Source organism: Alphaproteobacteria bacterium (assembly GCA_024244705.1).
In the GTDB taxonomy this organism is placed as follows: Bacteria; Pseudomonadota; Alphaproteobacteria; order JAAEOK01; family JAAEOK01; genus JAAEOK01.
The window spans coordinates 41,211-66,814 of sequence record JAAEOK010000073.1 but is presented as its reverse complement, the minus strand read 5'-3'; the positions used below and the strand labels follow the sequence as shown (position 1 = coordinate 66,814).

At 64.3% G+C, this 25,604-nt stretch carries 22 protein-coding genes; 11 read left to right on the top strand and 11 right to left on the bottom strand.

All coding sequences use genetic code 11. The features are described from left to right. The first annotated feature begins 154 nt into the window (after positions 1 to 154). The 9 genes from scpA (at position 155) to rpmB (ending at position 10,901) form a co-directional block, all read left to right on the top strand. Complete coding sequence (scpA, locus tag GY791_12300) at positions 155 to 2,305, top strand: methylmalonyl-CoA mutase (GenBank protein ID MCP4329206.1); 2,151 nt, start codon at positions 155 to 157, stop codon at positions 2,303 to 2,305. A 35-nt stretch (positions 2,306 to 2,340) separates the two neighbouring features. Further along, complete coding sequence (locus GY791_12295; GenBank protein ID MCP4329205.1) at positions 2,341 to 3,987, top strand: hypothetical protein; 1,647 nt, start codon at positions 2,341 to 2,343, stop codon at positions 3,985 to 3,987. Positions 3,988 to 4,092: 105 nt separating this feature from the next. After that, positions 4,093 to 4,737 carry a GNAT family N-acetyltransferase gene (locus GY791_12290; GenBank protein MCP4329204.1) on the top strand — a complete coding sequence of 215 codons (645 nt, stop codon included), beginning with the start codon at positions 4,093 to 4,095 and terminating at the stop codon, positions 4,735 to 4,737. A 140-nt stretch (positions 4,738 to 4,877) separates the two neighbouring features. Further along, a complete protein-coding gene (locus GY791_12285) occupies positions 4,878 to 6,713 on the top strand; it encodes an ABC transporter ATP-binding protein/permease (GenBank protein ID MCP4329203.1) in 1,836 nt (611 codons plus the stop codon). A gap of 125 nt (positions 6,714 to 6,838) precedes the next feature. Next, positions 6,839 to 8,266, top strand: coding sequence for a tetratricopeptide repeat protein (locus tag GY791_12280; protein ID MCP4329202.1), 1,428 nt, complete (start codon positions 6,839 to 6,841; stop codon positions 8,264 to 8,266). A 127-nt stretch (positions 8,267 to 8,393) separates the two neighbouring features. Continuing rightward, entirely contained in the window at positions 8,394 to 8,813 is a 420-nt protein-coding gene (locus tag GY791_12275) for a VOC family protein (protein ID MCP4329201.1), read from the top strand. After that, the gene (locus GY791_12270; GenBank protein ID MCP4329200.1) at positions 8,810 to 9,418 is read left to right on the top strand and encodes a hypothetical protein; all 609 of its coding nucleotides are present in this window, start codon (positions 8,810 to 8,812) and stop codon (positions 9,416 to 9,418) included. Before GY791_12275 ends, GY791_12270 begins: the two co-directional genes overlap by 4 nt. Before the next feature lie 78 nt (positions 9,419 to 9,496). Next, on the top strand, positions 9,497 to 10,489 hold the full coding sequence (gene meaB, locus GY791_12265; protein MCP4329199.1) for a methylmalonyl Co-A mutase-associated GTPase MeaB: 993 nt from the start codon (positions 9,497 to 9,499) through the stop codon (positions 10,487 to 10,489). A gap of 112 nt (positions 10,490 to 10,601) precedes the next feature. Then, positions 10,602 to 10,901 (top strand): 50S ribosomal protein L28, encoded by a 300-nt coding sequence (gene rpmB / locus GY791_12260; protein MCP4329198.1) that lies wholly within the window; start codon positions 10,602 to 10,604, stop codon positions 10,899 to 10,901. A gap of 52 nt (positions 10,902 to 10,953) precedes the next feature. Here rpmB and GY791_12255 read toward each other — a convergent pair whose 3' ends face one another. From GY791_12255 to GY791_12245, 3 genes are all read right to left on the bottom strand, one after another. Continuing rightward, entirely contained in the window at positions 10,954 to 11,778 is an 825-nt protein-coding gene (locus GY791_12255; GenBank protein MCP4329197.1) for an aldo/keto reductase, read from the bottom strand. 114 nt (positions 11,779 to 11,892) lie between these two features. Continuing rightward, positions 11,893 to 13,203 (bottom strand): MFS transporter, encoded by a 1,311-nt coding sequence (locus GY791_12250; protein MCP4329196.1) that lies wholly within the window; start codon positions 13,201 to 13,203, stop codon positions 11,893 to 11,895. Continuing rightward, on the bottom strand, positions 13,200 to 14,195 hold the full coding sequence (locus GY791_12245; protein ID MCP4329195.1) for an esterase-like activity of phytase family protein: 996 nt from the start codon (positions 14,193 to 14,195) through the stop codon (positions 13,200 to 13,202). Before GY791_12245 ends, GY791_12250 begins: the two co-directional genes overlap by 4 nt. A 119-nt stretch (positions 14,196 to 14,314) precedes the next feature. Between GY791_12245 and GY791_12240 the strand changes: the two genes are divergently transcribed. Next, positions 14,315 to 15,130: a dienelactone hydrolase family protein gene (locus GY791_12240; protein MCP4329194.1), complete on the top strand. Its 816-nt coding sequence runs from the start codon at positions 14,315 to 14,317 to the stop codon at positions 15,128 to 15,130. A 7-nt stretch (positions 15,131 to 15,137) separates the two neighbouring features. Here GY791_12240 and cobT read toward each other — a convergent pair whose 3' ends face one another. The 3 genes from cobT to GY791_12225 are packed head-to-tail and all read right to left on the bottom strand — an operon-like array spanning position 15,138 to position 18,637. Further along, complete coding sequence (gene cobT, locus GY791_12235; GenBank protein ID MCP4329193.1) at positions 15,138 to 17,003, bottom strand: cobaltochelatase subunit CobT; 1,866 nt, start codon at positions 17,001 to 17,003, stop codon at positions 15,138 to 15,140. Between the two features lie 6 nt (positions 17,004 to 17,009). Further along, complete coding sequence (gene cobS, locus GY791_12230) at positions 17,010 to 18,011, bottom strand: cobaltochelatase subunit CobS (protein MCP4329192.1); 1,002 nt, start codon at positions 18,009 to 18,011, stop codon at positions 17,010 to 17,012. Between the two features lie 41 nt (positions 18,012 to 18,052). After that, positions 18,053 to 18,637, bottom strand: coding sequence for a J domain-containing protein (locus GY791_12225; GenBank protein ID MCP4329191.1), 585 nt, complete (start codon positions 18,635 to 18,637; stop codon positions 18,053 to 18,055). Positions 18,638 to 18,789: 152 nt separating this feature from the next. Between GY791_12225 and GY791_12220 the strand changes: the two genes are divergently transcribed. Next, complete coding sequence (locus GY791_12220) at positions 18,790 to 19,056, top strand: BolA family transcriptional regulator (protein ID MCP4329190.1); 267 nt, start codon at positions 18,790 to 18,792, stop codon at positions 19,054 to 19,056. A 12-nt stretch (positions 19,057 to 19,068) separates the two neighbouring features. Here the strand turns inward: GY791_12220 and GY791_12215 are convergent, their stop codons facing one another. From GY791_12215 to GY791_12195, 5 genes are all read right to left on the bottom strand, one after another. Next, on the bottom strand, positions 19,069 to 20,595 hold the full coding sequence (locus tag GY791_12215; protein MCP4329189.1) for a trimethylamine methyltransferase family protein: 1,527 nt from the start codon (positions 20,593 to 20,595) through the stop codon (positions 19,069 to 19,071). Positions 20,596 to 21,632: 1,037 nt separating this feature from the next. Continuing rightward, positions 21,633 to 22,181 carry a DUF2889 domain-containing protein gene (locus GY791_12210; protein ID MCP4329188.1) on the bottom strand — a complete coding sequence of 183 codons (549 nt, stop codon included), beginning with the start codon at positions 22,179 to 22,181 and terminating at the stop codon, positions 21,633 to 21,635. 56 nt (positions 22,182 to 22,237) lie between these two features. Beyond that, on the bottom strand, positions 22,238 to 23,536 hold the full coding sequence (locus GY791_12205; GenBank protein ID MCP4329187.1) for an HlyC/CorC family transporter: 1,299 nt from the start codon (positions 23,534 to 23,536) through the stop codon (positions 22,238 to 22,240). Between the two features lie 34 nt (positions 23,537 to 23,570). After that, on the bottom strand, positions 23,571 to 24,680 hold the full coding sequence (locus GY791_12200; protein ID MCP4329186.1) for a 3-dehydroquinate synthase: 1,110 nt from the start codon (positions 24,678 to 24,680) through the stop codon (positions 23,571 to 23,573). Continuing rightward, on the bottom strand, positions 24,677 to 25,234 hold the full coding sequence (locus GY791_12195) for a shikimate kinase (protein MCP4329185.1): 558 nt from the start codon (positions 25,232 to 25,234) through the stop codon (positions 24,677 to 24,679). Before GY791_12195 ends, GY791_12200 begins: the two co-directional genes overlap by 4 nt. Positions 25,235 to 25,604: the final 370 nt, after the last annotated feature.

Sequence of the window (25,604 nt, the reverse complement as noted above, 5' to 3'; positions counted from 1 at the left end):
GGACCGGAACCAATGGCCGCGCTGGCAACCGAATTTTGGCCCGTCATTTTGTATCCTGAACTCCGGATTCGTGCCTTTCTCCGGCCCCTTTTTGTCACATAGACGGGCGGTTGCCAGCTTGGCTATAATTGGCGCGGGAGAGTGGAAGAAGCAAATGGTTGATTTCGCAAAGCGAACCCTCGCCGATTGGTCCGAGCTGGTTGGTCGCGAACTGAAGGGATCGTCGCCCGACGGTCTGGTCTGGGACACGCCCGAGGGTATCGCGGTCAAACCACTCTACACCGCCGACGACCTGGCCGAGCTCGAGCATGTCGCGACTCTCCCGGGCTTCGCGCCATTCGTCCGCGGCCCGCGCGCCACCATGTATGCCAATCGTCCGTGGACGATTCGCCAATATGCGGGTTTTTCGACCGCCGAGGAGTCAAACGAGTTTTACCGGCGCAACCTGGCGGCCGGTCAGATGGGATTGTCGGTGGCCTTCGACCTGGCCACCCACCGCGGTTACGATTCGGATCATCCGCGCGTCATCGGCGATGTCGGCAAGGCGGGTGTCGCGATCGATTCCATCGAAGACATGAAAATCCTGTTCGATGGCATTCCGCTCGACAAGATGAGCGTGTCGATGACGATGAACGGCGCCGTGCTGCCGGTGATGGCGGGCTACATCGCCGCCGCCGAAGAGCAGGGGGTGCACCAGGCTCAGCTCTCGGGGACCATCCAGAACGACATCCTCAAGGAGTTCATGGTCCGCAACACCTATATCTATCCGCCCGAACCGTCGATGCGGATCGTCGCCGACATTATCGAATACACCGCCCACAACATGCCGCGCTTCAATTCGATCTCGATCTCCGGCTACCACATGCAGGAGGCGGGAGCGACGGCGGTGCAGGAGCTCGCCTTCACCTTGGCGGATGGGCTCGAATATGTGCGCGTGGCGCTGGACCGCGGGTTGGAGATCGATAAGTTCGCCCCGCGGCTGTCCTTCTTCTTCGGCATCGGCATGAACTTCTTCATGGAGATCGCCAAGCTGCGCGCGGCCCGTCTGCTGTGGGCCGAGATGATGAGCGAGTTCGAACCCAAGGATCCGCGCAGCTTGAGCTTGCGCACGCACTGCCAGACCTCGGGGGTCAGCCTTACCGAACAGGATCCCTACAACAATGTCGTTCGTACTACGATCGAGGCGTTGGCTGCAGTGCTCGGCGGGACCCAATCGCTGCACACCAATGCGCTCGACGAGGCGGTGGCGCTGCCGACCCCATCCTCCGCCCGCATTGCCCGCAACACCCAACTGATCATTGCCGAGGAGAGCGGCATCCCCCATGTCATCGATCCCTTGGGCGGCAGCTATTACGTCGAGAGCCTGACCGCCAGCTTGGTCGCCGAGGCGCGCAAGTTGATCGGCGAGGTCGATGAGTTGGGCGGCATGACCAGCGCGGTGGAAAGCGGCATGCCGAAACTGGCGATCGAGGAATCGGCGGCCCTGCGACAGGCGCGGGTCGACCGCGGCGAGGAGACCGTCGTCGGCGTCAACAAATACCGACCGGAGGAAGACGATCAGGTCGAGATCCTCAATATCGACAACGCCAAAGTCCGGGAACAGCAGATCAAGCGCCTCGAGGCGGTCCGCGCTGGGCGCGACGGCGCTGCCTGCGACGCGGCGCTTGCCGCCTTGTCCGCCGCGGCCAAGAGCGGCGAGGGCAATCTTCTCGAGTTATCGATCGATGCCATGCGGGCGCGCGCGACGGTCGGCGAGGTCTCCGACGCGCTGGAGAAGGTTTTCACACGGCATCGGGCGGTAATTCGCAGCGTGTCCGGTGTCTATGGTTCGGTCTATTCGGCCGATGACGGGTTCAAGCGGATCCAGGCCGAGGTCGAATCGTTTGCCGCCGACAACGGCCGCCGTCCGCGTATGCTGGTGGTCAAGATGGGCCAAGACGGTCACGACCGTGGCGCCAAGGTGATCGCCACTGCCTTTGCCGATATCGGTTTCGACGTCGATGTCGGTGCGTTGTTCCAGACCCCGGAAGAGGCGGCCCGCCAAGCGGTAGAGAACGATGTCCACGTCGTCGGCGTTTCCAGCCAGGCGGCGGGCCACAAGACCCTGGTCCCGGCGATGATCGATGCGCTCCGGGCCGAGGGCGGCGGCGACATCGTCGTCATTTGCGGCGGCGTCATTCCGCCACAGGATTACAAATTTCTACTCGATTCCGGCGCCCATGCGATATATGGACCGGGAACGAACATTCCACATGCCGCGAGCGAAATACTAAGCCTGATCGAAAGGCATAGAAAAGCGGCATAGGTGCCAAGCCGTCAGCGGAAAGGGAGGTGTTCCGCATGATCCGTCGATCCTATCTGATCGGTGCCGTTCTCACGGCGCTGTGGTTATTCCTGGTCTGGTTCTACGTCGAATCGGAAGTTGGCTGGACAAACATGTCCTACATGCTTCCGTGGGAGAACCTGGTCTTTGGCGCCGCCGTGCTCGTGCCCGTCGGGCTGATTTGGCTGATTGTCGCCTTTGTCGAGTTGGCCGAGCGCAGCCGAATCAATCGCGATGCCTTGTTCGAGTTGGCCCAGCAGATGGCCGATGCGACCCCCGAGGCGCGGCAAGAGGCCAAGATGCTGTCGGCAGAAATTGCCAAGCAGGTCTCCAACCTCGCCAACCTCGCCAAGACATCCGAGTCGACGCGCCGGGATATCGCGAAATTGGGCGCCGAGGCGGAAAAGGCGCTGAACGCGGCGACCGAACGGACGTCGGCCGATGCCGCGGAAATTCGCCGCACTTACGAGGGCTATGTCGGCAACGTGTCGAAGATGGCGGAAGACGCCGCCGGTCGCATTCGCAAGACGATCGAAACGTCGATCGAGTCGACGTTTACCGACGACCTCAAGACGACCGTGGCCAAGCTCGAGGGTGAATCGACGACGATCACGACGGCGTCCCGCGATTTCGCCAAGAGAATCGAGGATGTCGAAACGCTGTTCGACGGCCACCGCGTGAAATTGGCCGAGGCGACCGCGCGGGCGACCGCCCAGGCCGGCGAGATCCGCAGTGCATTCGGCGCGCAGTCGCAGCAACTGGGTGAAACCGCCGAGCTGATGTCGACGCGAATCACCCAGGTTCAGGAGGCCCTGGAGAAGCAGATATCGTTGCTGAAGCGTTCGGGCGACAGCGTCGTGACCCAGATCGAAACGCTGGATAAGAAGAGTATTGCCGCCGGCCGAACGGTCGAATCGATCGGCACCGAGTTGCGCAAGCTGGTCGACAAGACGATCGACAACGAGCTGTCTCGGGTCGGCGCCGCCACCGATGAGGCCGGCAAGCAGATCAAGAACGTGGCCGATGAGATCGCCCGCACGCTCGATGTGGCGCTCAAGGAGCAGCTACAGAAAATGGAGCGGACGGCGGCCAAGCTCAATGACGACATCGGAACCCTCAACGAAACCATGAGCCACTCGACGGATCACCTCGAATCGGTGGTCAAGACCACGGCCGAGGAAGCGCAACAAACGGTCAATCTGTTCCGCAATCAGGTCGAGGAATTGTCTGAGGCGACGCGCGAGGCGGCGGAGCAGACCGACGCCGTGCGCGAAGCCGTCGCGCAGGGCCGGCGCGACGGATTTCTGCGTGCGTCCGCCACCGTCATCCGGGAACTCAACGAGCTTGCGGTGGACATCGACCAGGTGTTCGAGCCGTCGCTGCCCGACAACATCATGAAGCTCTACAAGGACGGCGACCACGGCATCTTCGTACGAAGGCTCGCGCGCGCCAACGACGAACATTCGGTGCCGTTGATTCGGGAAACCATGCGGAAGAATTCGGATTTCCGGCATAGCGTTTCAACCTTCATGAAGCGCTACGAGGCCTTGTTGGCGCAAACCGCCGACTGCGACCCCGACCGCATCCTGACGGCGACGCTGCTGAGCGCCGACGTGGGCAAGGTTTATATGTTGTTGGCGCGGGCCGACCAACGCGACCACTGAGCGTTGGCGGACGACGATCGGGGCGGTTCGACAAACGCCCTCGGCCAACCAATCGGCGCGGCGGTGCCCAATTGGGCACCGGTGCCGCCGCCGCCGCGCACGGCAATGACCGGCCGGCTGTGCGCGGTCGAGCCGATCGATCCCGCACGTCACGCTGAGACGCTCCATGCCGCCAACGCCGAGGATTCGGAAGGCCGGATGTGGACCTACATGCCTTACGGGCCGTTCGGTTCGGTGGCCGATTTCCGGTCATGGATGGAGGCCAGCTGCCTCGGCGACGATCCGCTGTTCCACGCCATCGTCGACCGCCGCTCCGGTGGCGCCGTGGGCGCCGCCAGTTACTTACGCATAACGCCCGCGATCGGCGTCATCGAGGTCGGGCATATCCACTATGCGCCGCGGCTGCAGCGCACCGTGATGGCGACCGAGGCGATGTATTTGATGATGCGGCGGGTTTTCGACGAGCTCGGCTACAGACGCTACGAATGGAAGTGCGACGCCCTCAACGCCGGCTCCCGACGCGCCGCAGAACGCCTCGGCTTCACCTTCGAGGGCGTGTTTCGCCAGGCGACCATGTACAAAGGACGGAACCGGGATACCGCGTGGTACGCCATCATCGACAGGCAGTGGCCGGCACTCAGGACCGCTTTTGAGACGTGGCTGGCGCCGGACAATTTCGATGACAGCGGCCGCCAGCGGACAAGCCTCGGCGCCATGACCAAGGCATTGCGCCGGCCGGCGGCGGTCTAACGCCGCGAGCGCGACCTGGTCGACCCAAACATTCAAACCGTTCGAGGTTTCGCCGGCGCCCGGTCGGGGCGTATTGTCAAATCCGTCCGAGGCACAAGATCTACCTAATCGCCGCTCTACCGCGAAAGAACGACCGCCCCATGCCGCCGAACCGATTTGATCCCACCGCACCGGTCACGCCACGAAGCGAATGGTCGACGATCCGGACGCTGCTGCCATACCTGTGGCCGACGGGGCAGGCCGAAATGCGGGCCCGCGTGGTGGTGGCGATGCTCCTTTTGGCGGCGGCCAAGGTGGCCAACGTCTATGTCCCGATCCTCTACAAGCAGGCCGTCGATATCCTGTCGGTTCAGAACATCAATCTGATCGTCGTCCCGGTCGGCCTGGTCGTCGGCTATGGCATCGTCAGGCTGATGTCGACCGCGTTCGCCGAGCTTCGCGATGCGGTCTTCGCGAAAGTTGCACAGCGCGCCATCCGGATGGTCGCCTTGACCACCTTCCGACACCTCCATGCGCTGTCGCTGCGATTCCACCTCGACCGCCAGACCGGTGGCCTCAGCCGGGTGATCGAACGCGGTACCAAGGGCATCGAATTCCTGCTCAGCTTCATGCTGTTCAATGTCCTGCCGACCCTGCTCGAGATCGTTCTCGTCTGCGGCATCCTTTGGGGGCTCTACGATTTTTGGTTCGCCATCGTCACCTTCGTGACCATCGTCGGCTATATCGTGTTCACCATGATGGTAACCGAGTGGCGGCTCAAATACCGCCGCGAGATGAACCGCACCGACACCGAGGCGAATACCAAGGCCATCGACTCGCTGCTCAATTTCGAAACCGTCAAGTATTTCGGCAACGAAGCCTACGAGGCGCGCCGCTACGACGAATCGCTCAAGCGCTACGAAGGCGCCTCGGTGCGCAGCAAGACCTCGCTGTCGGTGCTCAATATCGGCCAGGGGCTGATCATATCGATCGGCCTGATCGTGGTCATGCTGATGGCGGCGAATGGGGTCAAGAACGGGTCGATGACCGTGGGCGATTTCGTCCTCGTCAACACCTACCTCATCCAGCTCTACCTGCCGCTCAATTTCCTCGGTTTCGTCTATCGCGAAATCAAGCAATCCCTGGCCGACATGGAGGCGATGTTCGACCTGCTCGATGTCGGCCGCGAGGTCGAGGACAAGCCGGACGCCGCGCCGTTGCAACGCGGCGGCAGCGAGCTCGAATTCGACCATGTCGATTTCGGCTACGATCCCCGCCGCGCGATCCTGCGCGACGTGTCCTTCACCGTGCCGGCCGGTCATACGGTGGCCATCGTCGGCCCGAGCGGTGCCGGAAAATCGACCATCTCGCGCATCCTGTTCCGCTTTTACGACATCGACGCCGGCCGGGTCCTGATCGACGGCCAGGACATCCGCGACATCACCCAGGACAGCCTGCGGGCGGCGATCGGCATCGTTCCCCAGGATACGGTGCTGTTCAACGACACCATCCACTACAACATCGCCTACGGCCGGCCCGAGGCGAGCCGCGCGGAGGTCGAGGCGGCGGCGCGGCTGGCACGCATCCACGATTTCGTCACCAGCCTGCCCGACGGCTACCAGAGCATGGTCGGGGAACGCGGGCTGAAGCTCTCCGGCGGCGAGAAGCAGCGCGTGGCGATCGCCCGCACCATCCTCAAACAGCCCGAAATACTGCTCTTCGACGAGGCCACCTCGGCGCTCGACACCCACACCGAGAAGGAGATCCAGGCCAGCCTGAAAGAAGTCTCGGCGGACCGCACGACGCTGGTCATCGCCCACCGCCTGTCGACGGTCGTCGATGCCGACGAGATCATCGTTCTCGACAAGGGCCGCATCTGCGAGCGTGGCCGCCATGCGGAGTTGTTGGCGGCGGGCGGCCCCTATGCGGCGATGTGGCGGCGCCAGCAGGAGGGCAAGGACGAAGCCAGTGGAGCCGCGGTACCGGAGCCGGCATGAGGCGAAGCGCGGAGTTGGCCGATCCCACGGTTTCCGTCTATATGGGACCGTGACCCGGGGAGTGGTGGCGTTGGTTTTTTTTGGCCCGGCGACCGAATTGTTCCGCGACCCGTCAGGCGATGAGAGTGGCCATTAACAAGACCCAATCCTTGTCGATCGCGGATGCCTACCGGTTGGGCGTAACTCTTCATCGCCAAGGCAAATTGGGGCAGGCCGAGAATCTTTGCCGCCAGATCGTCGAGGCCAAGCCGGATCATGCCGACGCGCTTCACTTACTCGGTGTGATCAGCACCCAACGCGACCGGCTTCCGGAGGCGGTCGAACAGCTGAACGTGGTGTTGGCCATGGCACCCGATCATGCAGACGCCCACGGCAGTTTGGCCAACGTGCTGCAGATGCTGGATCGCCCCGGTGAGGCCATCGAGAGCTACCGCAGGGCGCTGGCATTGGCGCCCGACAACGCGGACATTCACTACAATCTGGGCAGTACGCTACAGGCCTGGACCCGCCATGAGGAAGCGATCGCCAGCTTCCGGCAAGCGATAGCGATCAGGCCGGATTTTGCCGAGGCGCACCACAATCATGCCCACTCCTTGCTGGCGATGGGCGATTTCGCTGCCGGCTGGGCCGAGTACGAATGGCGCTGGCGGGTGCCCGACCTGCCGACCCACAAGCCGGGTTTCACGGTGCCGCAATGGGACGGTGGGCCACTCGGCGAGCGGACCATATTGCTGCATGCGGAACAGGGCATCGGCGACGCCATCCAGTTCTGCCGCTATGTCCCGCTTATCGCCCGCGCCCATCCCAAGGCCAGGATCGTGCTCGCGCTTTACGGGCGCTTGATCGATATCGCCCGCGCGTCGTTCGGCGACGCAATCGAATTCCTCCCCTATCGCGACCTGGCCGAAGGCCAATTGCCGCCCTTCGATGTCCAGGCACCGTTGATGAGCCTGCCCCGCATTCTGGGCACCACCCCGCACACGGTGCCGTCGGAGACTCCTTATCTGCGGCCGGTGGCTCCGTCGCCAAGGCCGACCGACGACCGGCTCGTGGTCGGACTCTCGTGGTACACCAACAACGCGCGGACCGGTGCGCGGCGACGCATACCGCTGACCGACTTTTCGCCGCTTGGGGCGGTGCCGGACGTGCATTTCGTGTCCTTGCAATACGGCGACACCGCGGTCGAACGACGGGCGGCGGTCGATGTCGGCCTGGTCGTCGAGGCCGAAGCGGGGCTCGACTTCATGACCGATCTGACCGCCTTCGCCGGCTGTGTCGCCGCCTGCGACCTGGTGATCTCGATCGACAATTCGACCGTCCATATGGCCGGGGCCCTGGGCCGGCCGGTCTGGACATTGCTGCCGGCGGCGGCCGACTGGCGGTGGATGCTGGACCGTGACGACACGCCTTGGTACCCGACGATGCGCCTGTTTCGGCAGTCGCGCGCGGGCGACTGGGGCGACGTCATTCACCGTGTGCGCGACGCGCTGGCCGGTGCCGCGGCGCTGCATGTCGAAACCCGTCGCGCCCGCCCGCATGATTCGACGATTTGAACGAACTCGGCGGTAAATTACTGCACCCGAACCGCCGGGTTCGCGTATCGGAGCGAACGGTGTGCCAAGGGGCCGATGGCGCGGGGCACCCGTTTCCCGGCGACGGAATTCGCGCTAGGCTGATGCGATGGTGCCGGTACTGACCCATATCGCCCTTCACGTCCGCGACCTCGAGGCCTGCGTCGATTTCTACCGGACATTCTGCGGCATGACGATCGTCCACGAACGCGCCGACGCGGCGGGCCGCATCGCGTGGCTCGCCGAGCCGGGGAAAGAGAGAGATTTCATCTTCGTCGTGCTGCCGGGCGGCCCCGGACGGGACCAACCCGACAGCAATTTCAGCCATTTCGGCTTCGCCCTCGACAGCCGCGCCGCGATCGACGACATCGCCGCGCGCGCGGCGGCGGCCGGCTGCCTGGTTTGGCCGCCACGGGAGGAGCCTTATCCGGTCGGCTATTATTGCGGCGTCCGCGACCCCGACGGAAACTTCGTCGAATTTAGTTATGGTCAGCCGCTCGGCCCCGGGGCCGAGGAGGACAAGCGATGAATTTCGGGTGCCTGCCGGCATGGCTGATGCTGGTGGCATCGTTTACCGCTTGGAGCTTCGACATCGGCGCCGAGACGTCGACCGGCGTGGTCACCGGCAAGTTGCTGGTGGCCACCGAACGGATGCCCGATCCGCGCTTCGCCGAGACCGTGATCTACATGGTCCAACATGGCCCCGAAGGCGCCATCGGGGTCGTCCTCAACCGGCCGATTCAGGTCGTGCCGGTCGCCGAAATCTTGCGCGGCTTCGGCGATGAGGATGTATCGGCCAGCGGCAGTATTCGACTTCTCGCCGGCGGTCCGGTCCACGCCAATGCCGGTTATGTGCTCCACTCGGCGGACTACGCTGCCGAACACACGCTGGTCGTCGATGGCGATATTGCCTTTACCGTGGGGGTCCAGGCGCTGCGTGACAAGGTCGCCGGCAAGGGTCCGGCCCGGGCACTGTTGTTCCTGGGTATGTCGAGCTGGGCGCCGGGACAGCTCGAAGCCGAACTCGGAACGCCGGGGTGGGTGATCGTGCCGGCCGACCCCGAATTCGTCTTCGACGACGATCTTGGCAGCAAGTGGCAGCGGGCGATGGACCGGTTCGGCGTTGAGCTTTGAACCTCCGAGCGGCTCTCGCCAGTTGACGGTCTGCCCAGTATAGTCGTGCCTCCGAAAGCCATCGAACCGGTCTCTCCTTTGACAGCATCTCCCGATATTGCGGCATTGGCGGATAGCGTGACGTCGGGCGATCGACGGGCGTTGGCACGCGCGATCACGCGCGCCGAGTCGACACGTCCCGATCACCGTGCGGAGGTCGCCGCTCTGCTCGAGATGCTGCTGCCGAAGACCGGCAACTCGGTCCGGCTCGGTATCACCGGCGTGCCTGGGGTCGGCAAATCGACCTTTATCGAGGTCTTCGGCAAGTACCTGATCGATCGCGGACACCGGGTAGCGGTGCTGGCCGTCGACCCGTCATCCAAACTGAGCGGCGGGTCGATCCTTGGCGACAAGACCCGGATGGAGGATCTGGCGCGCGACCCGGCGGCTTTCATTCGGCCGTCGCCGACCGGTCGCACGCTTGGCGGCGTCGCTCGGCGCACCCGCGAAGCGATGTTGATTTGCGAGGCCGCCGGCTTCGATATCGTAATCGTCGAGACCGTTGGTGTCGGTCAATCGGAGACCACGGTCGCCGACATGGTCGACCTTTTCATGCTGCTGCTGTTGCCTGGCGGTGGCGACGACCTGCAGGGCCTCAAGAAGGGTATCGTCGAAATCGCCGATCTGCTGGTCGTCAACAAGGCGGACGGCGATCTGGTCAAGACCGCGGGCCGGACGGTCGCCGACTATCGCAGCGCCCTCCACCTTCTGCGGCCGATGAGTCAGGGCTGGTCGCCGCCGGTGCTGGCGTGCTCGGCCCGCGAGGGCAGCGGTATCGACGCGATTTGGGAGGCGATCGGGGCCTACCGCGAGGCCTTCGGTCCCGACGGGATCGCGGCGCGGCGCGCGGGCCAAGCCAAGGCATGGATGTGGAACGAGATCTCCGAGACCCTTGTCGAGGCGTTTCGCGCCGACGCCGATGTCGCGGCGCGGGTGGTCGAGCTCGAAGCAGAGGCGGCGGCGGGACGGGTAACCGCCGGCCGCGCCGCGCAGGAGCTGCTGGCATTGTTCCTCGACCGCCAATCGGGGTGAGAAATGCGGGCTTTGGCCTTGACGGCGGCTACCCTGGTGGCCTACATAACCGGCCGCGGGCCGCCCGGACTCAGTTCGGCTGACGGCCCCTGTTTTTCGAGAGGATGGGACAATGGCACGACGCTGCCAGATTACCGGTAAGGGCGTTCAGTCCGGAAACAACGTCAGCCATGCGCACAACAAGACGCGCCGTCGGTTTTTGCCGAATCTGCAGACGGCTTCGATGATCAGCGAGGCGCTCGGCGAAGTCGTGAGCTTGCGCCTGAGCGCGCATGCCATCCGCACGATCGATCACAAAGGTGGGCTCGATGTCTACCTGCTCGGGATGCCGAACACCAAGCTTCCGGACGACGCGCGGCGCCTTAAGCGCCGGATCGAGAAAGCCAAGGCGCGGGCCGAGGCGGCCGGCTAATTCGTTTCCAACCGGCGGCCCGTTGTGAGGGCGGCCGGATTTTCGTTCACCGTCAAAGTTCTTCCCATAACGCGATCATGCGGGCCCGTTCGGCCTCGTCCGGCAACCGGCCAAAACCGGCGCCGGTATTGTCGCGCATGTGTTTCGCCTTGCTGGTGCCCGGAATGACGCAGGTGGCGCCCGGATGGCCGAGAATGAATTTGAGGAAGAATTGGCCCCACGACGCGCAATCGAAATCGGCCGCCCACGCCGGTAGCGGCCGGCCCTTGACCCGGCCAAAGACGGCGCCCCGCTCGTAGGGCCGATTGATCAGGGTGGCGACCCCGTGCGCGCGGCACGCCGGCAGCAGCCGTTCTTCCGCCGCGCGGACACTGATCGAATAGGCGCATTGCACGAAATCGAGCGGTTCGGTTTCGACGATCCGGGTGAGCTCGTCGAGCGCCGAGCTGGTGTAGTGGGTAATGCCGAGATATCGGATCAGGCCTTCGTCCTTCCATCGGCGCAGGGTCTTCAAGTGAGTGTGCATGTCGACGAGGTTGTGGACCTGTATGAGGTCGAGCGGCCGCTTGTGCAGCAGGTCGAACGACTCGTTCATCTGCGCGATTCCGTCGGCGCCGCCACGGGTCCAAACCTTGGTCGCGATGAACGGCAGCTCGACGTCATCGAGTTCGACCAGAAGCTCGCCCACGACGCGCTCCGAATTGCCATACATCGGCGAGGTGTCGATGACCCGCCCGCCGGACGCGAACAGGACCTCCAGTACCTCGCGCCGCGGCGCACGCTCGGCTTCGCTGGTGCCGATATTGAAGACACGCGACGTTCCCAGGCCGACCACCGGCAGAGGTTCTTCGCTTTTCGGGATCGACTTGGTCCGCATCGGTTCCCGGGCGGTTGCCCGGAACACGCCGGGACCGGTTGCGGCCGCGAAACCGCCGGCGACGGCGAGTTTCAGAAATTCGGCTCGGCTCAGGTTTGGCATCGGCAGTCTCCGTCAGGCTGAAGCGGGGAGGTCGACGATTTCGGCGCGGCGGTCCTGTTCGCGGCCGAGCCGGTGGCTGACGACGAGCCAGAGCGCGGCGAGCGGAACCGTCACGGCGGCAATCCACGACAGGCTGAGGCCGAGATTCGACGACAACGCCTTGAACAGCCAGCCGCTCAGGGCATCGCCCCCGCGATAGACCAGCGTGTCGATCGCGTTCTTCGCCTTGTACTTCAGCTCTGGGCTGACGACCGTGAACAAGACCTCCCGCGCTGGCCTGGATACGGCGAAATTACCGGCCCGACGCAGGCCCTGGATGACGACGATCGCGGTGAGGGTCGGGGCCACGGCGAGGACGGCGAGGCCGATCATGGACAGCACGGGCAAGAACGCGAGCAGCCATCCGACCCCGAATCGTTTCATCAAGCGCCCCGTCGCGGTCAGTTGAATGGCCAGCGTAAGCACCGCGACGAGCAGATCGATGACGGCGAACACCTGGGTCCGCCGACCCGGATCGTCGAACGCATCGGCGACGATGTTGGCCTGTTGGAAGTACAGAAATGTCGAGGTCGTCGTATAGAACACGATATAGAGGCAAATACCCTGGAGATAGCGAGATCCCGCGATTTCGGTCACCCCCGCCCATATGCTTCCGCCGAGGGGCGCCGATCGGCCGGATGACGTGGCGCCCCGGGGTTGCGGCAGCACACGGAGCAGCCCGGCGATACAAAGCACCGCCGCTTGCAGCAGCACCGCCGAGATCAGCAGCAAATTCGTCGGCCCGAGCGGCACCGCCAGCCCGGCGGTCAGGCTCGGCCCGAGCAACGCCCCGGCCGAACCGCCGGCGGCGATGAAGCCGAACAGCCGCCGTCCCTGGGCGTTATCGAACAGGTCGGCCATGAAGCTCCAGAACACGGAGACGACGAACAGGTTGAATACGCTGACCCAAATGAAGAAGAACCTTGCGGTCCAGGCCCGCACCGCCACGTCGTCGACGAGCGCGAGAACGGCGAAGAAGACGAGCAGGTTGAGGGTGAAGAAGTGATAGACCCACGGCACGAAGCGGCGGCGCGGAAAGCGTTTGACGACGGCACCGAAGACGGGCACCGCGGCCAGCATCGCAATGAAGGTGCCGGTGAACAGCCACTGCAGGTTCTCGACCCCGGCCTGGACCCCCATCTCGTCGCGGATCGGACGCAGGACGTAATAGGCGGCCAGCAAAGCAAAGAAATAGAAGAAGCTGAGGAAGAGAGCGGCGATTTCCCCGTCGCGGACGTCGACCGCGCGGCGGAGGAGAGCGGAGGATGGGGCCGAAAGATTCATTCGGCCGCGGCGCCGCCATCGGGGTCGATCGCGAACATCAACAACAGCGTTTGCTGCAATGGATTGAAATTGTCATCCGAGATGAGAAACAGGCGCGTCTCACCGGAACCCGTCCGGTGGACTGCGATGCCTTCGAAATTATCGATCGGCAGTGGGTCCCGGAGTTCCGCCACGATAGCGGAATCGACGACCGCGCCGGCGACCAAATCGGCGGGCGCGATTCGTCTGATGCGGGTGTCCTGGCCGTCGAGGATGCTGAAATACCGTTCGACCACGATGATGTCGCCATTGGCCAACGCGGCGGCACCGGTCGGCCGGAACTTGTCGTGGCGCTGGTAAAAGAACATCGACCATGCTCCCGGCTCGCCGAACCAGCCGGCAACGGTCTCGGGTCCGGTCTCAAGCCCTTCGGAAAGCATGAGATAACCGCCGTCAGGCAATGCGGTCAGCGCCTCGATGCCGCCATTCGGGGGCGCGAACGCCATTTCCGCCGGGGCCGCGGTTCGCCGTGGCGGCGAGTCGCCGTCATAGAACATCAGGCGGTGATCGTGCTCGAAGGCGACCACCAGGGCATCGTCGCGCGACACCGTCAGCGCTTCCGCATCGGCGCCTTGCTTGATCCCGGGGAGGTCTTTCCCGTTCTCCCTGATAAGCGGCTCGAGGGTAACCTCGCCGAGCCCGGCCAGATTTCCGTCGCTGTCGAGAACGGGTGTCATGGTCAGCAGGTAACCGGTGTCGCTGACGGCGAAGAGGCGACCGCCGTCGGGAGTGACGGCGAGACCGGACAGGCCGCCGAATCGGGAATCGTCCGAATCGAGAACGAGTCCGCCGCGGTAGGCCAGACCGTCGATCTGGGCGACCTCGGGATAGCCCGCCAACAGGGGGATCGGTTCGGCGTCGACGGATATCGGTTCGGCAAGCGTCGGTGGCGCTGCGATCCAAACGACACCGGCCAACAACAATGGGCGGTAAATCGAACCCCGGTTTCGCATCCGCTGAAATTCACCCGATTGTGAAGTCGGTTTGCACAGGACACCGCATATTGTCACGGTTGTGGAGACGAGGCTGCGGTAAAATCCGGTTCAAATTGTGACGACCACGGGAGCGAGACATGACAGCAAATGCGGATATCGGACGGCGTACGGTGATCAAGAGCCTCGCGGGTGCACCGGTGGCCGGATTGTCGCTGGCCGCGGTCCTCGCCGACCCGCTGATTGCGCGTGCCGTCGCGGCCGGCCTGACGACGGTTTCGACAACCACCAAGGGCGGACGCGCGGTCAACGCGGCCCTGGCGCTCCCTGCCGAGACCCCGGCGCCGGCGGTTCTCCTGGTCCATGAATGGTGGGGCCTCAACGACCAGATCAAATCGGTGGCCGCCGAGCTGGCCAAGGAAGGGTATGTCGCGCTCGCCGTCGACTTCTACGGCGGCCGCGTCGCCGACACGCCCGACGCGGCCAGGGCGCTGATGTCGAATGTCGATGGTGCCGCCGCTGTCGAGACTGCGGTCGCCTGGATAGATTGGCTCAAGTCGAACGACCAGACCAATGGTAAGATCGCGACCATCGGCTGGTGTTTCGGTGGCGGATGGTCGCTCAACGCGTCGCTGTCGGCACCGGTCGATGCGACCGTCATCTACTATGGCAGCGTCGGGCCCGAATTCGGCGGCATCGACCGCACGCCGCAATCCCTCGCCAAGCTGGCAGGCCCTGTACTCGGCCATTACGCGGACAGGGACGGTTGGATCACCAAGGATATGGTCGCCGGCTTCGAGGCCGCGATGGCCGAGGCCGGCAAGAGTAATGCGAGCTATTGGTATCAGGCCAACCACGCCTTCGCGAACCCGACCCAGGCGCCCTATGACGAAGCCGATGCCGCTCTGGCGTGGACGCGGACGCTCGATTTCTTGAAGGAGAATCTGCGCGGATAGGGCGCCGCTATGCCGCCCCGCGGCGTCGCCATTGATCGCCGGGCTGTTCGCCGTCTTCGTCGAACAGCTCGGTCAATTTTTCCAGCATCGTGCCCCCGAGCTGCTCGGCGTCGACGATGGTCACCGCGCGCTGGTAGTAACGCGTGACGTCGTGGCCGATGCCGATGGCAATAAGCTCGACCGGCGAGCGCCGCTCGATCCAGCCGATCGCCTCGCGCAGGTGCCTCTCGAGATAGTTGCCGGGATTGACCGAAAGGGTCGAATCGTCAACCGGAGCGCCATCGGATATGACCATCAGGACGCGGCGCTGCTCGGGTCGAGCCAGTAACCGCTCGTGGGCCCACAGCAGGGCCTCGCCGTCGATGTTCTCCTTGAGAATGCCCTCGCGCAGCATCAAGCCGAGGCTCTTGCGTGCACGGCGCCACGGCGCGTCGGCCGATTTGTAGACGATATGGCGCAGGTCGTTGAGTCGGCCGGGGTTGCTGGGTTTGCCGGCGGACAGCCATTTTTCGCGCGCCCGTCCGCCCTTCCAGGCCCGCGTCGTGAAGCCCAGGATCTCGACCTTCACTCCACAGCGTTCCAGCGTGCGGGCGAGGATGTCGGCGCTCATCGCCGCCACCGAAATCGGCCGGCCGCGCATGGAGCCCGAATTGTCGATCAGCAGCGACACCACGGTGTCGCGGAATTCGGTCTCCTTTTCCTGCTTGTAGGACAGCGGTTCGACCGGGTTGACGACGACCCGGGCCAGGCGCGCGCTGTCGAGCAGGCCTTCCTCGAGATCGAACCGCCACGACCGCGACTGCTTGGCCAGGAGACGGCGCTGGAGCCGATTGGCAAGGCGGCTGATCACGCCTTGAAGATGCGACAGCTGCTGGTCGAGGTGATGGCGCAACCGCGTCAGCTCGTCGGGGTCGCAGAGGTCTCCCGCTGCCACGAACTCGTCGAACTCGGTGGTGAAGGCGCGGTACGGAATGTGATCGGGGTCGTTCCAGCGGGACTCATCCGGCCGCAGGCCGCGGCCGGGCTGAGGGTCATCCTCGGTGCCGCTGCCCGGCATGAGCTCTGATTCGGCATCCTCACCGGCACCATCCGGGTTGTCCTCCGATCCGTTCTGATCGGCCTCCGACGCGCTGACAACCTGACCGTTCTCGCCGTCGCTGTCGCCTTCTTCGCCTTCGCTCGCGGCCTGCAGTTCGTCTTCGTTTTGGCCGTCGGAATCGTCGGGCTCCTCGGACAAAGGCTGGTCGTCCGGCAGGTCGAGATCGGCGATCAATTCGCGCACGATATCGGCGAAACCTTCCTGGTCCTCGATCCGGCGGTTCAATTTCTCCATATCCTTGCCGGCGCGGGCCTCGACGATGGGCCGCCACATGTCGACCACCTTGCGGACCTGGGGCGGCGGCGAGCTGCCGGTCATCGCCTCGCGGGCAAGCAAGCCCAGGACTTCGGGAAGCTGGCTGTCCTGCTGTTCGGCGACGGCGTCGTAGCCCTCCGCGCACAATCGACGCTGCAGCGCGGCCGACAGGTTTTCCGAAACGCCGGCCATGCGCCGGGCGCCCAATGCCTCGCAGCGCGCTCGCTCGATCGAATCGTGGATGCGGCGGCCCATCTGGCCGCGCGGCGCGACCCTGGAATGCACCTTGGCATCGTGAAAACGCATGTGGAGCGCGGTCGCATCCGCTTCGCCGCGGACGCAGGCGACCTCTTCGTGCGGCAGATCGCGGGGCGGCAGCGGCAGATGGATCTCTGCGCCGTGGCCGCCCACCGCCTCGGCGGTGAAGGTCACATTGATGTCGTCGCGATGGGCAATCGCGCGCATCGTCGCCGCGGTGGTCCTGCGGAAGGCCTCGACCGGGTTTTCGTTCTCGGACATGGCGCTCTAGACGAGCTGAGCCTTGACCCCGGTCTCCGGCAGCTCGGTGCCGAAGCAGCGCTGGTAGTACTCGGCCACCGTCGGACGCTCCAGCTCGTCGCACTTGTTCAGGAATGTCACCCGGAACGCGAAGGCGATGTCATTGAATACGGTGGCGTTCTCGGCCCAGGTGATGACCGTGCGCGGCGACATGACGGTCGAGATGTCGCCATTGACGAATCCCGAGCGGGTAAGGTCGGCAAGCGCGACCATGGCGCTGATCGTCTGGCGCCCGTCGTCGGTGTCGTAGGCCGGGACCTTCGACAGCACGATCCGTTGCTCGTCCTCGTGCGGTAGGTAGTTGAGCGTGGCGACGATATTCCAGCGATCCATCTGGCCCTGATTGATCTGCTGGGTTCCGTGATAGAGGCCGGTCGTGTCGCCCAGTCCAACCGTGTTGGCGGTGGCGAACAAGCGGAACGCGGGGTGGGGATGGATGACCTTGTTTTGGTCGAGCAGGGTCATCTTGCCCTCGACCTCGAGAACGCGCTGGATGACGAACATCACGTCGGGGCGGCCGGCGTCGTATTCGTCAAAGACCAGCGCGGTCGGATGCTGCAGCGCCCACGGCAACAGGCCCTGCTTGAATTCGGTGACCTGCACGCCGTCCCTGACCACGATCGCGTCCCTGCCGATCAGGTCGATGCGGCTGATATGGCTGTCGAGGTTGATCCGGATACAGGGCCAGTTGATCCGCGCCGCCACCTGTTCGATATGGGTCGACTTGCCGGTGCCGTGATAGCCGGCGATCAGAACGCGGCGGTTGTAGGCGAAGCCGGCCAAGATGGCCAAGGTGGTGTCGTGGTCGAAACAATAGGCGTCGTCGATCGGCGGAACGAGCTCGGCGGCTTGGCTGAACGCCGGAACTTCCATATCGCTGTCGAGGCCGAATGTTTGGCGCACCGAAACCTTGATGTCGGGAATCGACTCGGCGGGCATCGGATCGGATGTCGTTGCTGTCTGGGGCATGAGCTTGCTTTGGTCGCGCTGGTTTACGGATGCGCCGGCCGCTAACGGGCGAGCGCGCTGTTTCTTAACGTGGCATAGGCCTGGTTGACGAGCTTTAATTTCTCCTCGGCCGCCTTGTCGCCGCCGTTGGCGTCGGGGTGCAGCCGCTTCACCAGTTCCAGATACCGAGCCTTGATATGGTCCGGGTTGGCCGGTCCGTCCAGGTCCAAAAGGCTCAATGCACGCTGTTCGGCCGATTTAATGACGGTTTTCTCGTGCCTGCACCGTGTTCCCGGCGTTTCACCGCTCTCATCGAACAGCCCGAAGACATCGGCGAAGGCGTCGCCGGTGGGACCATGCAACCCGGCGCCGCGTCCGCCCAGCGGCCAGGTCGGTCGCCGCCATTGCAAGTCCTGCTGGAGGTGCCACTCGATCTCTTCCGGCGTCATGCCCTTGTAGTAGTCCCAGGCCCGGTTGTAGTCGCGCACGTGGTCGAGGCAAAACCAATAAAAGTCGTCGAGCCGCTGGCGCGATTGCGGCGCCCGGTGTTCGGCGATCGCGGAGCATCCGGGCGCGTCGCAAATCCTGCCTTCCGGTTTTGGCAGGTCCAGCGGTGCCTTCAGGCTTTCTTCGCGGGCGCGTCGCATGGATTTAGTATGGGCAGTCGTCAGAAGCGTGGCAAGGAAAGGTCGGTCTTGACAATCGTCCCTTTAAGCCTCGTTCATAGGGTGTTTCCAGTTACTTAACGGATGCCATACGCGTCGGCGGCGTACCCTCGAGGGAGAGAAGGATCGGCGGAATGAGCGTGGCCCGGATCATCGAAAACAAGCTGAACGCCGAATTCAATCCGGTATCGCTCCGCGTCATCGACGAAAGCCATCTCCATGCCGGTCACGCCGGCGCACGCCCGGAAGGTGAGACACATTTCCGCGTCGAGATGACGGCCCAGGCGTTTGCCGGCCGTTCGCGGATCGAACGCCACCGCTTGGTCCATGATGCGTTGAGTGCGGAACTTAAGGGTCCGGTTCACGCCCTGGCCCTGTCCCTCACGGCACCGGGCGAGTAAGGACGGCTCAATCTAAGCGAGACCTTTGGCTTCGATTTCCTGCTTGCGCTTGGCGACGAAAGCATCGATCGCCTCGATGCGCTCGGGCTCCAGCGTGGGTTCCTCGTAGGCCGCCAGGAGTTGCTTGTAAGTTTCGTGCGCGCGCTGGGTGGCGTCGGGCGAGCCGGCTTCCTCCCAGCTCTCGAAGTTGCGCCAGTCGGATAGGATCGGCGCATAGAACGCACGGTCGTAGCGCTCCAGCGTATGACCGACGCCGAAGAAATGGCCGCCGGGAGGCACCTCCTCGATCGCCTTGAGGCCAAGTTCGTCGTCGTCGAATTTCAACGGCTCCAGGGCGGCCGCCATCATTTGCACCATCTCGGCGTCGAGCACCATTTTCTCGAACGAGGCGGTCAATCCGCCTTCGAGCCAGCCCAGTCCGTGCCATACGATGTTGGCATGGCCGAGGACGACCGCCCACAGCGACATCAGCGATTCATAGGTCGCCTGGGCGTCGACCGCGTTGGAGGCGTTGACGTTGCTCGACCGGTAAGGCAGGCCGAGATGGCGGGCGAGCTGGCCGCCGGCGATAACCGCGCGCACATATTCCGGCGAGCCGAAAACCGGCGCCCCCGACTTCATGTCCACGTTCGAGGTGAACCCGCCATAGACCATCGCCGCGCCGGGGCGGACCATCTGGACATAGGCGAGTATGCCCATCGCCTCGGCATGCTGCTGCACCAGGCTGCCCGCGAGGGTGACCGGGCTCATCGCGCCCGACAGCGTGAACGGGGTGATCATCACCGGTTGGCCGGCCTCGACCAGACCCATCAGGCCGCCGATCATCTCGGCATCGACCCGCCGCGGCGAGTTGGTGTTGATGTTGGCGACGATGCCTGGCCGGTCGAACGCCTCTCGCACGGTCAGCCCGCGCGCGAGGCGGTTGATCTCGACCGCATCGAGGACGCGGCGACGGCCGATGGCGCGCGCGCCCCAGCATTTATCCGTAAGCGTCGCGAAGCTTCGAGACACGTCAAGATGGCGGCTCTCGGCCGGCAGCTCCTGGGCCTCGACCGAGGGTGATGCGAGCATCGTGACGGCGTTCAATTGATGAGCGAGCTTGATCAGGTTGGTCTGGTCCTGGAAATTACCCGGCCGTCGGCCACCGGCGAGATCCGAGGCGTTTGGAGGCCCGGAGACGGTGGTGAAATTGATCCATTCACCGCCGACTACGATGTCGCGTTCGGGGTTGCGGGCGTGGAGCGCGATCTGCGCGGGCGCACGGCCGATCAAATCCTCGACCAGCCCGCGGGAGAAGCGCACCATGGTTCCCGCGTCGGCCGGGCTCAGATCACAGCCGGCATCGCGGAAGATCGGCAGCGCCTCTTCGCTCAGAACCTCGAGACCAAGCTCCTCGAGAATGGCAAGAGCACGGTCGTGGATGAGTTCGACCTGTTCCCGGCTCAGAACCTCAAGCGGCGGATAAGGAACCCGAATGCGGCGCCACGGCGCCTGGACAACGCCGGTTGCGCGCGGCCGGCGGCGTTCTCTACGCGACATCGCGGATCCCTTTTTCTGTGCCTAACCGCGTCGCCGCCACTCCACCACTGAATCGGATAGATGTCGACACTTTCGAAATGCCCAACCGGAGCGCGCGGTGGCCTCAGACTTTAGCGGTATGGATGAATTGATTTGCGGTGTGAGAATCGTCACTGCGTGCGGGGTTTATCTGCCGTTGCATAGGAACGTCGCAGGCACCTCCCTGTCTGGGTCATATCCTTGGCCCCGCTTCGGCGGGGCCATTTTTCAGGAACCGTCTTGTGTCCGCCGTGGAATGGGCGAGGATACCTTGGATGGCAGCGTTTTGCCCGCATAGGTGTCACCCAAAAGCCGCCGTGTTGCCGCGTGCACGTTCAGCCATAGCCGATTTCGACTGCTGTCACCTTTCGCTTGCAACTCATCCGCCCGCCTGGCCGCCTCCCGCGGCGCCGCGGTGCCGTAATTCCGGATCAGGAAATTCGCCAGGCGATAGACCCTTAAATCATCCATCCGTGTTTCTCCTCAGCCACAGGTAGAGCGTCCACGGATTCCCGCAACAGGTCTGTGGGATTCACCACAGGTACCGGCGGAGCCTAGGCCCCGCCCAACGCCACGACCGATCGGCACCGTCCGGTCGCGCATTTCAGTTTGGTACCCAGCCATCACGTCCACCTTGTTAAACTATAGGGCTCCCGATCGGTCCGGTTGGTGACAATAATCGGGCACGAACCGACTGCGGGACGCCGCGGACGGGCGCCGGCGGCCCATTTCCATGCGATTCATGCAACTTCGCACGCGAAGCCATAGGGCGACGGGACATCGCAAAGTAGGTGCAGGGTGAGACGTGATCGTGTCGACAATATGGCCTCGGGTTTCGCATCGGCGGCGGCCGGACGAGCCCACGGCTTGCAATATCGGGTCTGGGAAGGTTTCGCGGCGCGGTTCGGCTCAGCTGATGGCGAATGGCGGCAGAATCACCAGCCGATCATCGATCGCCATGGCGCCGAATTGTCCGTGGCGATGGACCAATTCACCGGTCATCGCGCCGATGAATGCCTTCAACTCCCAGTGTAGAACTCCGGCCAGTGCTGCTTGACAACCGGGCCGTCGCTCGCCAGAGCGTGACAGGTGTCGAGGTGCCCGGGTTTGGTCCGGTTGGGATTTGCCCGCTCCTTCCGATCGCGGGCCGGGAAGATCGTCTGGTAGGTGGTCGTCGCGATGGGGCCCAAGAGCTCGACCAGGTGGGTACAACCCTGGGTGCCGCCGAGCCGCCTGCGCACCTCACCCATCCAGCCCGGGCCAATGCGGAGCCCGATCAGTTTTCGGAATGCCGGCGTAATCGCCGGGCAAGTCGGGAACGGGTGGTCGTCGGTGGCCGCTTCGGCGTCGATGATCTGCAAATCGTCATCGACGGTGACGCGAATCCACATGTCGTGGACCGCATCGCCGGCGCGCAGGATGCCACGGTGCTCGTTGCGGAAATCGTATGCCTTGACGTCCCTGACGCGGCCCTCGATATCCCACAATCCGTCGGCGCGGTGGTAGCCGTGGCAGTCGACGGTCCGGTGGTGCATCGGCTCGCGGTCGACGGACTCGGAAAGCGGCATGGCGTCCTCGTGTCTCAACAACGGTAGCGGCGAATATAGGCGCGGGCATGGCCCCGTCAACCGGTGCCGGCGGCCTCCGTGTCGCCGTCGTCGGGGGGCGGGGGGTGGATTCGAATGAGCGTTATCTGGTTGCGCTGGCGGCGCTGCACGTCGAACTGGAAGCCGAAGAAGCTGAACTTTTGCCCCACCGTCGGAATGACCCGCGCCTCGTGCATGACCAGCCCGGCGATTGTCGATGCCTCCTCGTCCGGCAGCGACCATTCGAATTCCCGGTTCAGATCGCGGATGGTGACATCGCCGTTGACGATCAGCGTGCCGTCCGGCTGCGGCCGCACGCCCGGCAGCTCGACATCGTGCTCATCGGTAATCTCGCCAACGATCTCCTCGAGAATGTCCTCCAGGGTGACGATGCCGAGGAGTGCGCCATATTCGTCGACGACCAGGGCAAAGTGTTCCTGGCGTTCGCGAAACGCCTGCAGTTGGTGGAACAGGTCGGTCGTCTCGGGAACGAACCACGGCGTGGTCGCGATGCGTTCGATGTCGAGCTTGTCGACCGCGCCGTCCAAGGCCCGCACCTCGCGCAGCAGCGCCTTGGCGTGGAGGATGCCGAAAATGTTGTCGGGGTCGTCTCGCCACAGCGGAATACGCGTATAGGGGCTGGCCAGGACGTCGTCGAGGATCTGCGCCGGCGGCAGGTCGCCGTCGATGGTGACCACGCTCTTGCGGTGGGTCATGATCTCGCCGACTTCTACGTCGTTGAGGTCGAGCACGCTGCGCAGCATCTTGCGTTCGTGCGCGATCTCCACCCCAGCGCCTTCGTAGAGGTCTATCGCGCCACGCAATTCCTGCTCGCCATGTTCGGGGTCGAGATGGGTGTCGTAGCCGACGCCGAAGGCGCGGAAGGTAAGGCTGACGATGGACTGAATGGACATCGTGATCGGGCCGAGGACGGAAACGAAGGGGCGCAGCACCGGGCCCACCCGCAACGCCATGGTGTCGGCGTGGTGGATGGCATAGCTCTTCGGCAGCACTTCGGCGAAGATCAGGATCAGCACCGTCATGACGATGGTGGCGTAGACGACGCCGGTGGCGCCGAACCAGGTCACCAAGACGCCGGTCGCCAACGCCGAGGCCATGATGTTGACAAGGTTGTTGCCAAGCAGGATGGCGCCGATCAGCAATTCCTTCCGCTCGCGCAATTGATTGACGGTATCGGCCCGCTGGTCGCCGTCGGCTGCCAGGCGGTGGAGCCGCGGCCGCGAGGCGGCGGTCAGCGCCGTCTCCGATGCGGAGAAGAAGGCGGAGAGGAACAGCAGCGCCAGGATGGCGCCGTAAATCAGATAAGTACCGGTCATGGTGCTATTTCGTTGGTTTGCTGTGGAATAGGAATCAGGCGGCGATGGCCTGCGCCAACACTTCCTCGACCTCGGCGAGGCTGACGTCGGGGGCGAGGAAGGCTTGGCCGATGCCGCGCGCGAGGACGAAGGTGACCCGGCCGCCGGCGACCTTCTTATCGGCACGCATGTGGTCGATCAGAGCCGCCGCACCGCCCCCGGCATGTTCGGCAGGGGTCGTCGGTAGGCCCATATCGGCGAGGTGGCGGCGCACCCGGGTGACATCCTCTGGCGGGCACAGGCCGCGCCGCGCCGAAAGCTCGAAGGCCAGGACCATGCCGATCGCCACCGCCTCGCCGTGCAGCAGAGCGCCGGAATAGCCGGCCCCGGCTTCGAGGGCGTGGGCGAAAGTATGGCCAAAGTTGAGCAGCGCACGCGGACCGGCCTCGCGCTCGTCCGCGGCGACGATCCGCGCCTTGGCACGGCAGCTGGTGGTGATCGCGTGACGCCGTGCGGTGGCGTCGCCGGCGGTAATCGAGGCGCCATGCTCGACCAGCCAATCGAAGAAGTCGGCATCGCCGATGAGGCCGTATTTCACCACCTCGGCATAGCCGGCGAGCAATTCGCGTTGCGGCAACGAGTCCAAGGTTTCGGTATCGGCCAAGACCAATCGGGGCTGGTAGAAGGTCCCGACCAGGTTCTTGCCGTGGGAAGTGTTGATGCCGGTCTTGCCGCCGACCGAGCTGTCGACCTGTGCCAACAGGGTGGTCGGAATTTGGACGAAGGGGAGGCCTCGCAGAGCGATGCTGGCGGCCAAACCGGTAAGATCGCCGATAACCCCGCCGCCCAGCGCGACCAGGGTCGTCGTGCGCTCGATCCGCCGCCCCAGCAAGGCATCGATGAGTTGTTCGAGATGAACGAAATCCTTTGTTCCCTCGCCCGCGGGCAGGACGATGCGCGCGTTGTCGATACCGGCGCCGGCAAGCGACGCGGCCAGCGCATCGCCGTAGAGACCGCCGACCGTTTCGTCGGTGACCACGATGGCCCGATCGGACACCAGGACGGGCTGCAGCAGCGGACCGGCACGCGCGATCAACCCGGCACCGACAACGATGTCGTAGCCGCGTGGGCCGAGATCGAGGGAAATGCGTTCGTCCGTGGTCATGCGGGTATCTCCGCGCGGGTCAGGTGGTTGCGGAGCGCTTCGAGGACACGCTGCAGTGTCGCCTCGGTCGGGCCGTCGACGCTGTCGACGGTGATATCCGCTTGGGCGTAGACCGGGTACCGCTCTTCCATCAGCCGGCTGAGGATGGCTCGCGAATCGCCGGTCTTGAGCAGCGGGCGGTTGTCGCGGCGCGAGGTCCGTTCCAGCAATACGTCGAGTTCGGCGCGCAGCCAAATCGAAATTCCCCGGTCGCGTATACGTTGCCGCGTTTCGTCATCCATGAACGCGCCGCCGCCGGTGGCGAGAACACAGACCGGCCCATCGAGGAGCCGGCTCAACACCCGCCGTTCGCCGTCGCGGAAGGCGGCCTCGCCGTGGAGATCGAATATATCCTCGATCGAACAACCGGCGGCCTTTTCGATTTCGGCGTCGGCGTCGATAAAGGCCAGCCCAAGCAGCTTGGCGAGGTTGCGCCCCATGCACGACTTGCCGGCGCCCATCAAGCCGACGAACACGATGGTCTTGGTCACTTCCGGGAGGTTATAAGGAGTCATTGGCCGTCAATCGGGGCCCGAATCGTTCCGTGTCCATCAGAATGGTTGTCGTCTGGCCAAAGCATCGTAGAATTGCCCTATTGCAACTCTATCACAATATCGGCACCCGGCCAGACCGCGTAAAGGGGGCGCGTGGTTCGAACGGGTTACCACGTTAAGGAACATCGATGAAGAAATTCGTTCTCGCGCTGATAATTCTCGCCGTTCTCTGCGTCGCCGGCGGCATCGTCTTCCTCGGCACCTGGGACTTGCCGGCGCCGACGAAGACGGTCGAAAAGACCATCCCGAACGATCGGTTCGACCGCTAGGATAACGGTTCCGGGTAATGAGGTGACCGCCGCCGCAAAGCCGACATTGCCGCCCTTGGCGG

What these genes read in the sequence shown, in the direction of transcription:
- GY791_12225 (MCP4329191.1), bottom strand. Translation starts at nt 18,637, where the DNA reads ATGCGACGCGCCCGCGAAGAAAGCCTGAAGGCACCGCTGGACCTGCCA.
- GY791_12275 (MCP4329201.1), top strand. Translation starts at nt 8,394, where the DNA reads ATGGTGCCGGTACTGACCCATATCGCCCTTCACGTCCGCGACCTCGAG.
- GY791_12285 (MCP4329203.1), top strand. Translation starts at nt 4,878, where the DNA reads ATGCCGCCGAACCGATTTGATCCCACCGCACCGGTCACGCCACGAAGC.
- scpA (MCP4329206.1), top strand. Translation starts at nt 155, where the DNA reads ATGGTTGATTTCGCAAAGCGAACCCTCGCCGATTGGTCCGAGCTGGTT.
- GY791_12255 (MCP4329197.1), bottom strand. Translation starts at nt 11,778, where the DNA reads ATGCGGACCAAGTCGATCCCGAAAAGCGAAGAACCTCTGCCGGTGGTC.
- GY791_12295 (MCP4329205.1), top strand. Translation starts at nt 2,341, where the DNA reads ATGATCCGTCGATCCTATCTGATCGGTGCCGTTCTCACGGCGCTGTGG.
- GY791_12290 (MCP4329204.1), top strand. Translation starts at nt 4,093, where the DNA reads ATGACCGGCCGGCTGTGCGCGGTCGAGCCGATCGATCCCGCACGTCAC.
- GY791_12205 (MCP4329187.1), bottom strand. Translation starts at nt 23,536, where the DNA reads ATGACCGGTACTTATCTGATTTACGGCGCCATCCTGGCGCTGCTGTTC.
- cobT (MCP4329193.1), bottom strand. Translation starts at nt 17,003, where the DNA reads ATGTCCGAGAACGAAAACCCGGTCGAGGCCTTCCGCAGGACCACCGCG.
- GY791_12240 (MCP4329194.1), top strand. Translation starts at nt 14,315, where the DNA reads ATGACAGCAAATGCGGATATCGGACGGCGTACGGTGATCAAGAGCCTC.
- GY791_12270 (MCP4329200.1), top strand. Translation starts at nt 8,810, where the DNA reads ATGAATTTCGGGTGCCTGCCGGCATGGCTGATGCTGGTGGCATCGTTT.
- GY791_12195 (MCP4329185.1), bottom strand. Translation starts at nt 25,234, where the DNA reads ATGACTCCTTATAACCTCCCGGAAGTGACCAAGACCATCGTGTTCGTC.
- GY791_12250 (MCP4329196.1), bottom strand. Translation starts at nt 13,203, where the DNA reads ATGAATCTTTCGGCCCCATCCTCCGCTCTCCTCCGCCGCGCGGTCGAC.
- cobS (MCP4329192.1), bottom strand. Translation starts at nt 18,011, where the DNA reads ATGCCCCAGACAGCAACGACATCCGATCCGATGCCCGCCGAGTCGATT.
- GY791_12245 (MCP4329195.1), bottom strand. Translation starts at nt 14,195, where the DNA reads ATGCGAAACCGGGGTTCGATTTACCGCCCATTGTTGTTGGCCGGTGTC.
- GY791_12210 (MCP4329188.1), bottom strand. Translation starts at nt 22,181, where the DNA reads ATGCCGCTTTCCGAGTCCGTCGACCGCGAGCCGATGCACCACCGGACC.
- rpmB (MCP4329198.1), top strand. Translation starts at nt 10,602, where the DNA reads ATGGCACGACGCTGCCAGATTACCGGTAAGGGCGTTCAGTCCGGAAAC.
- GY791_12200 (MCP4329186.1), bottom strand. Translation starts at nt 24,680, where the DNA reads ATGACCACGGACGAACGCATTTCCCTCGATCTCGGCCCACGCGGCTAC.
- GY791_12215 (MCP4329189.1), bottom strand. Translation starts at nt 20,595, where the DNA reads ATGTCGCGTAGAGAACGCCGCCGGCCGCGCGCAACCGGCGTTGTCCAG.
- GY791_12220 (MCP4329190.1), top strand. Translation starts at nt 18,790, where the DNA reads ATGAGCGTGGCCCGGATCATCGAAAACAAGCTGAACGCCGAATTCAAT.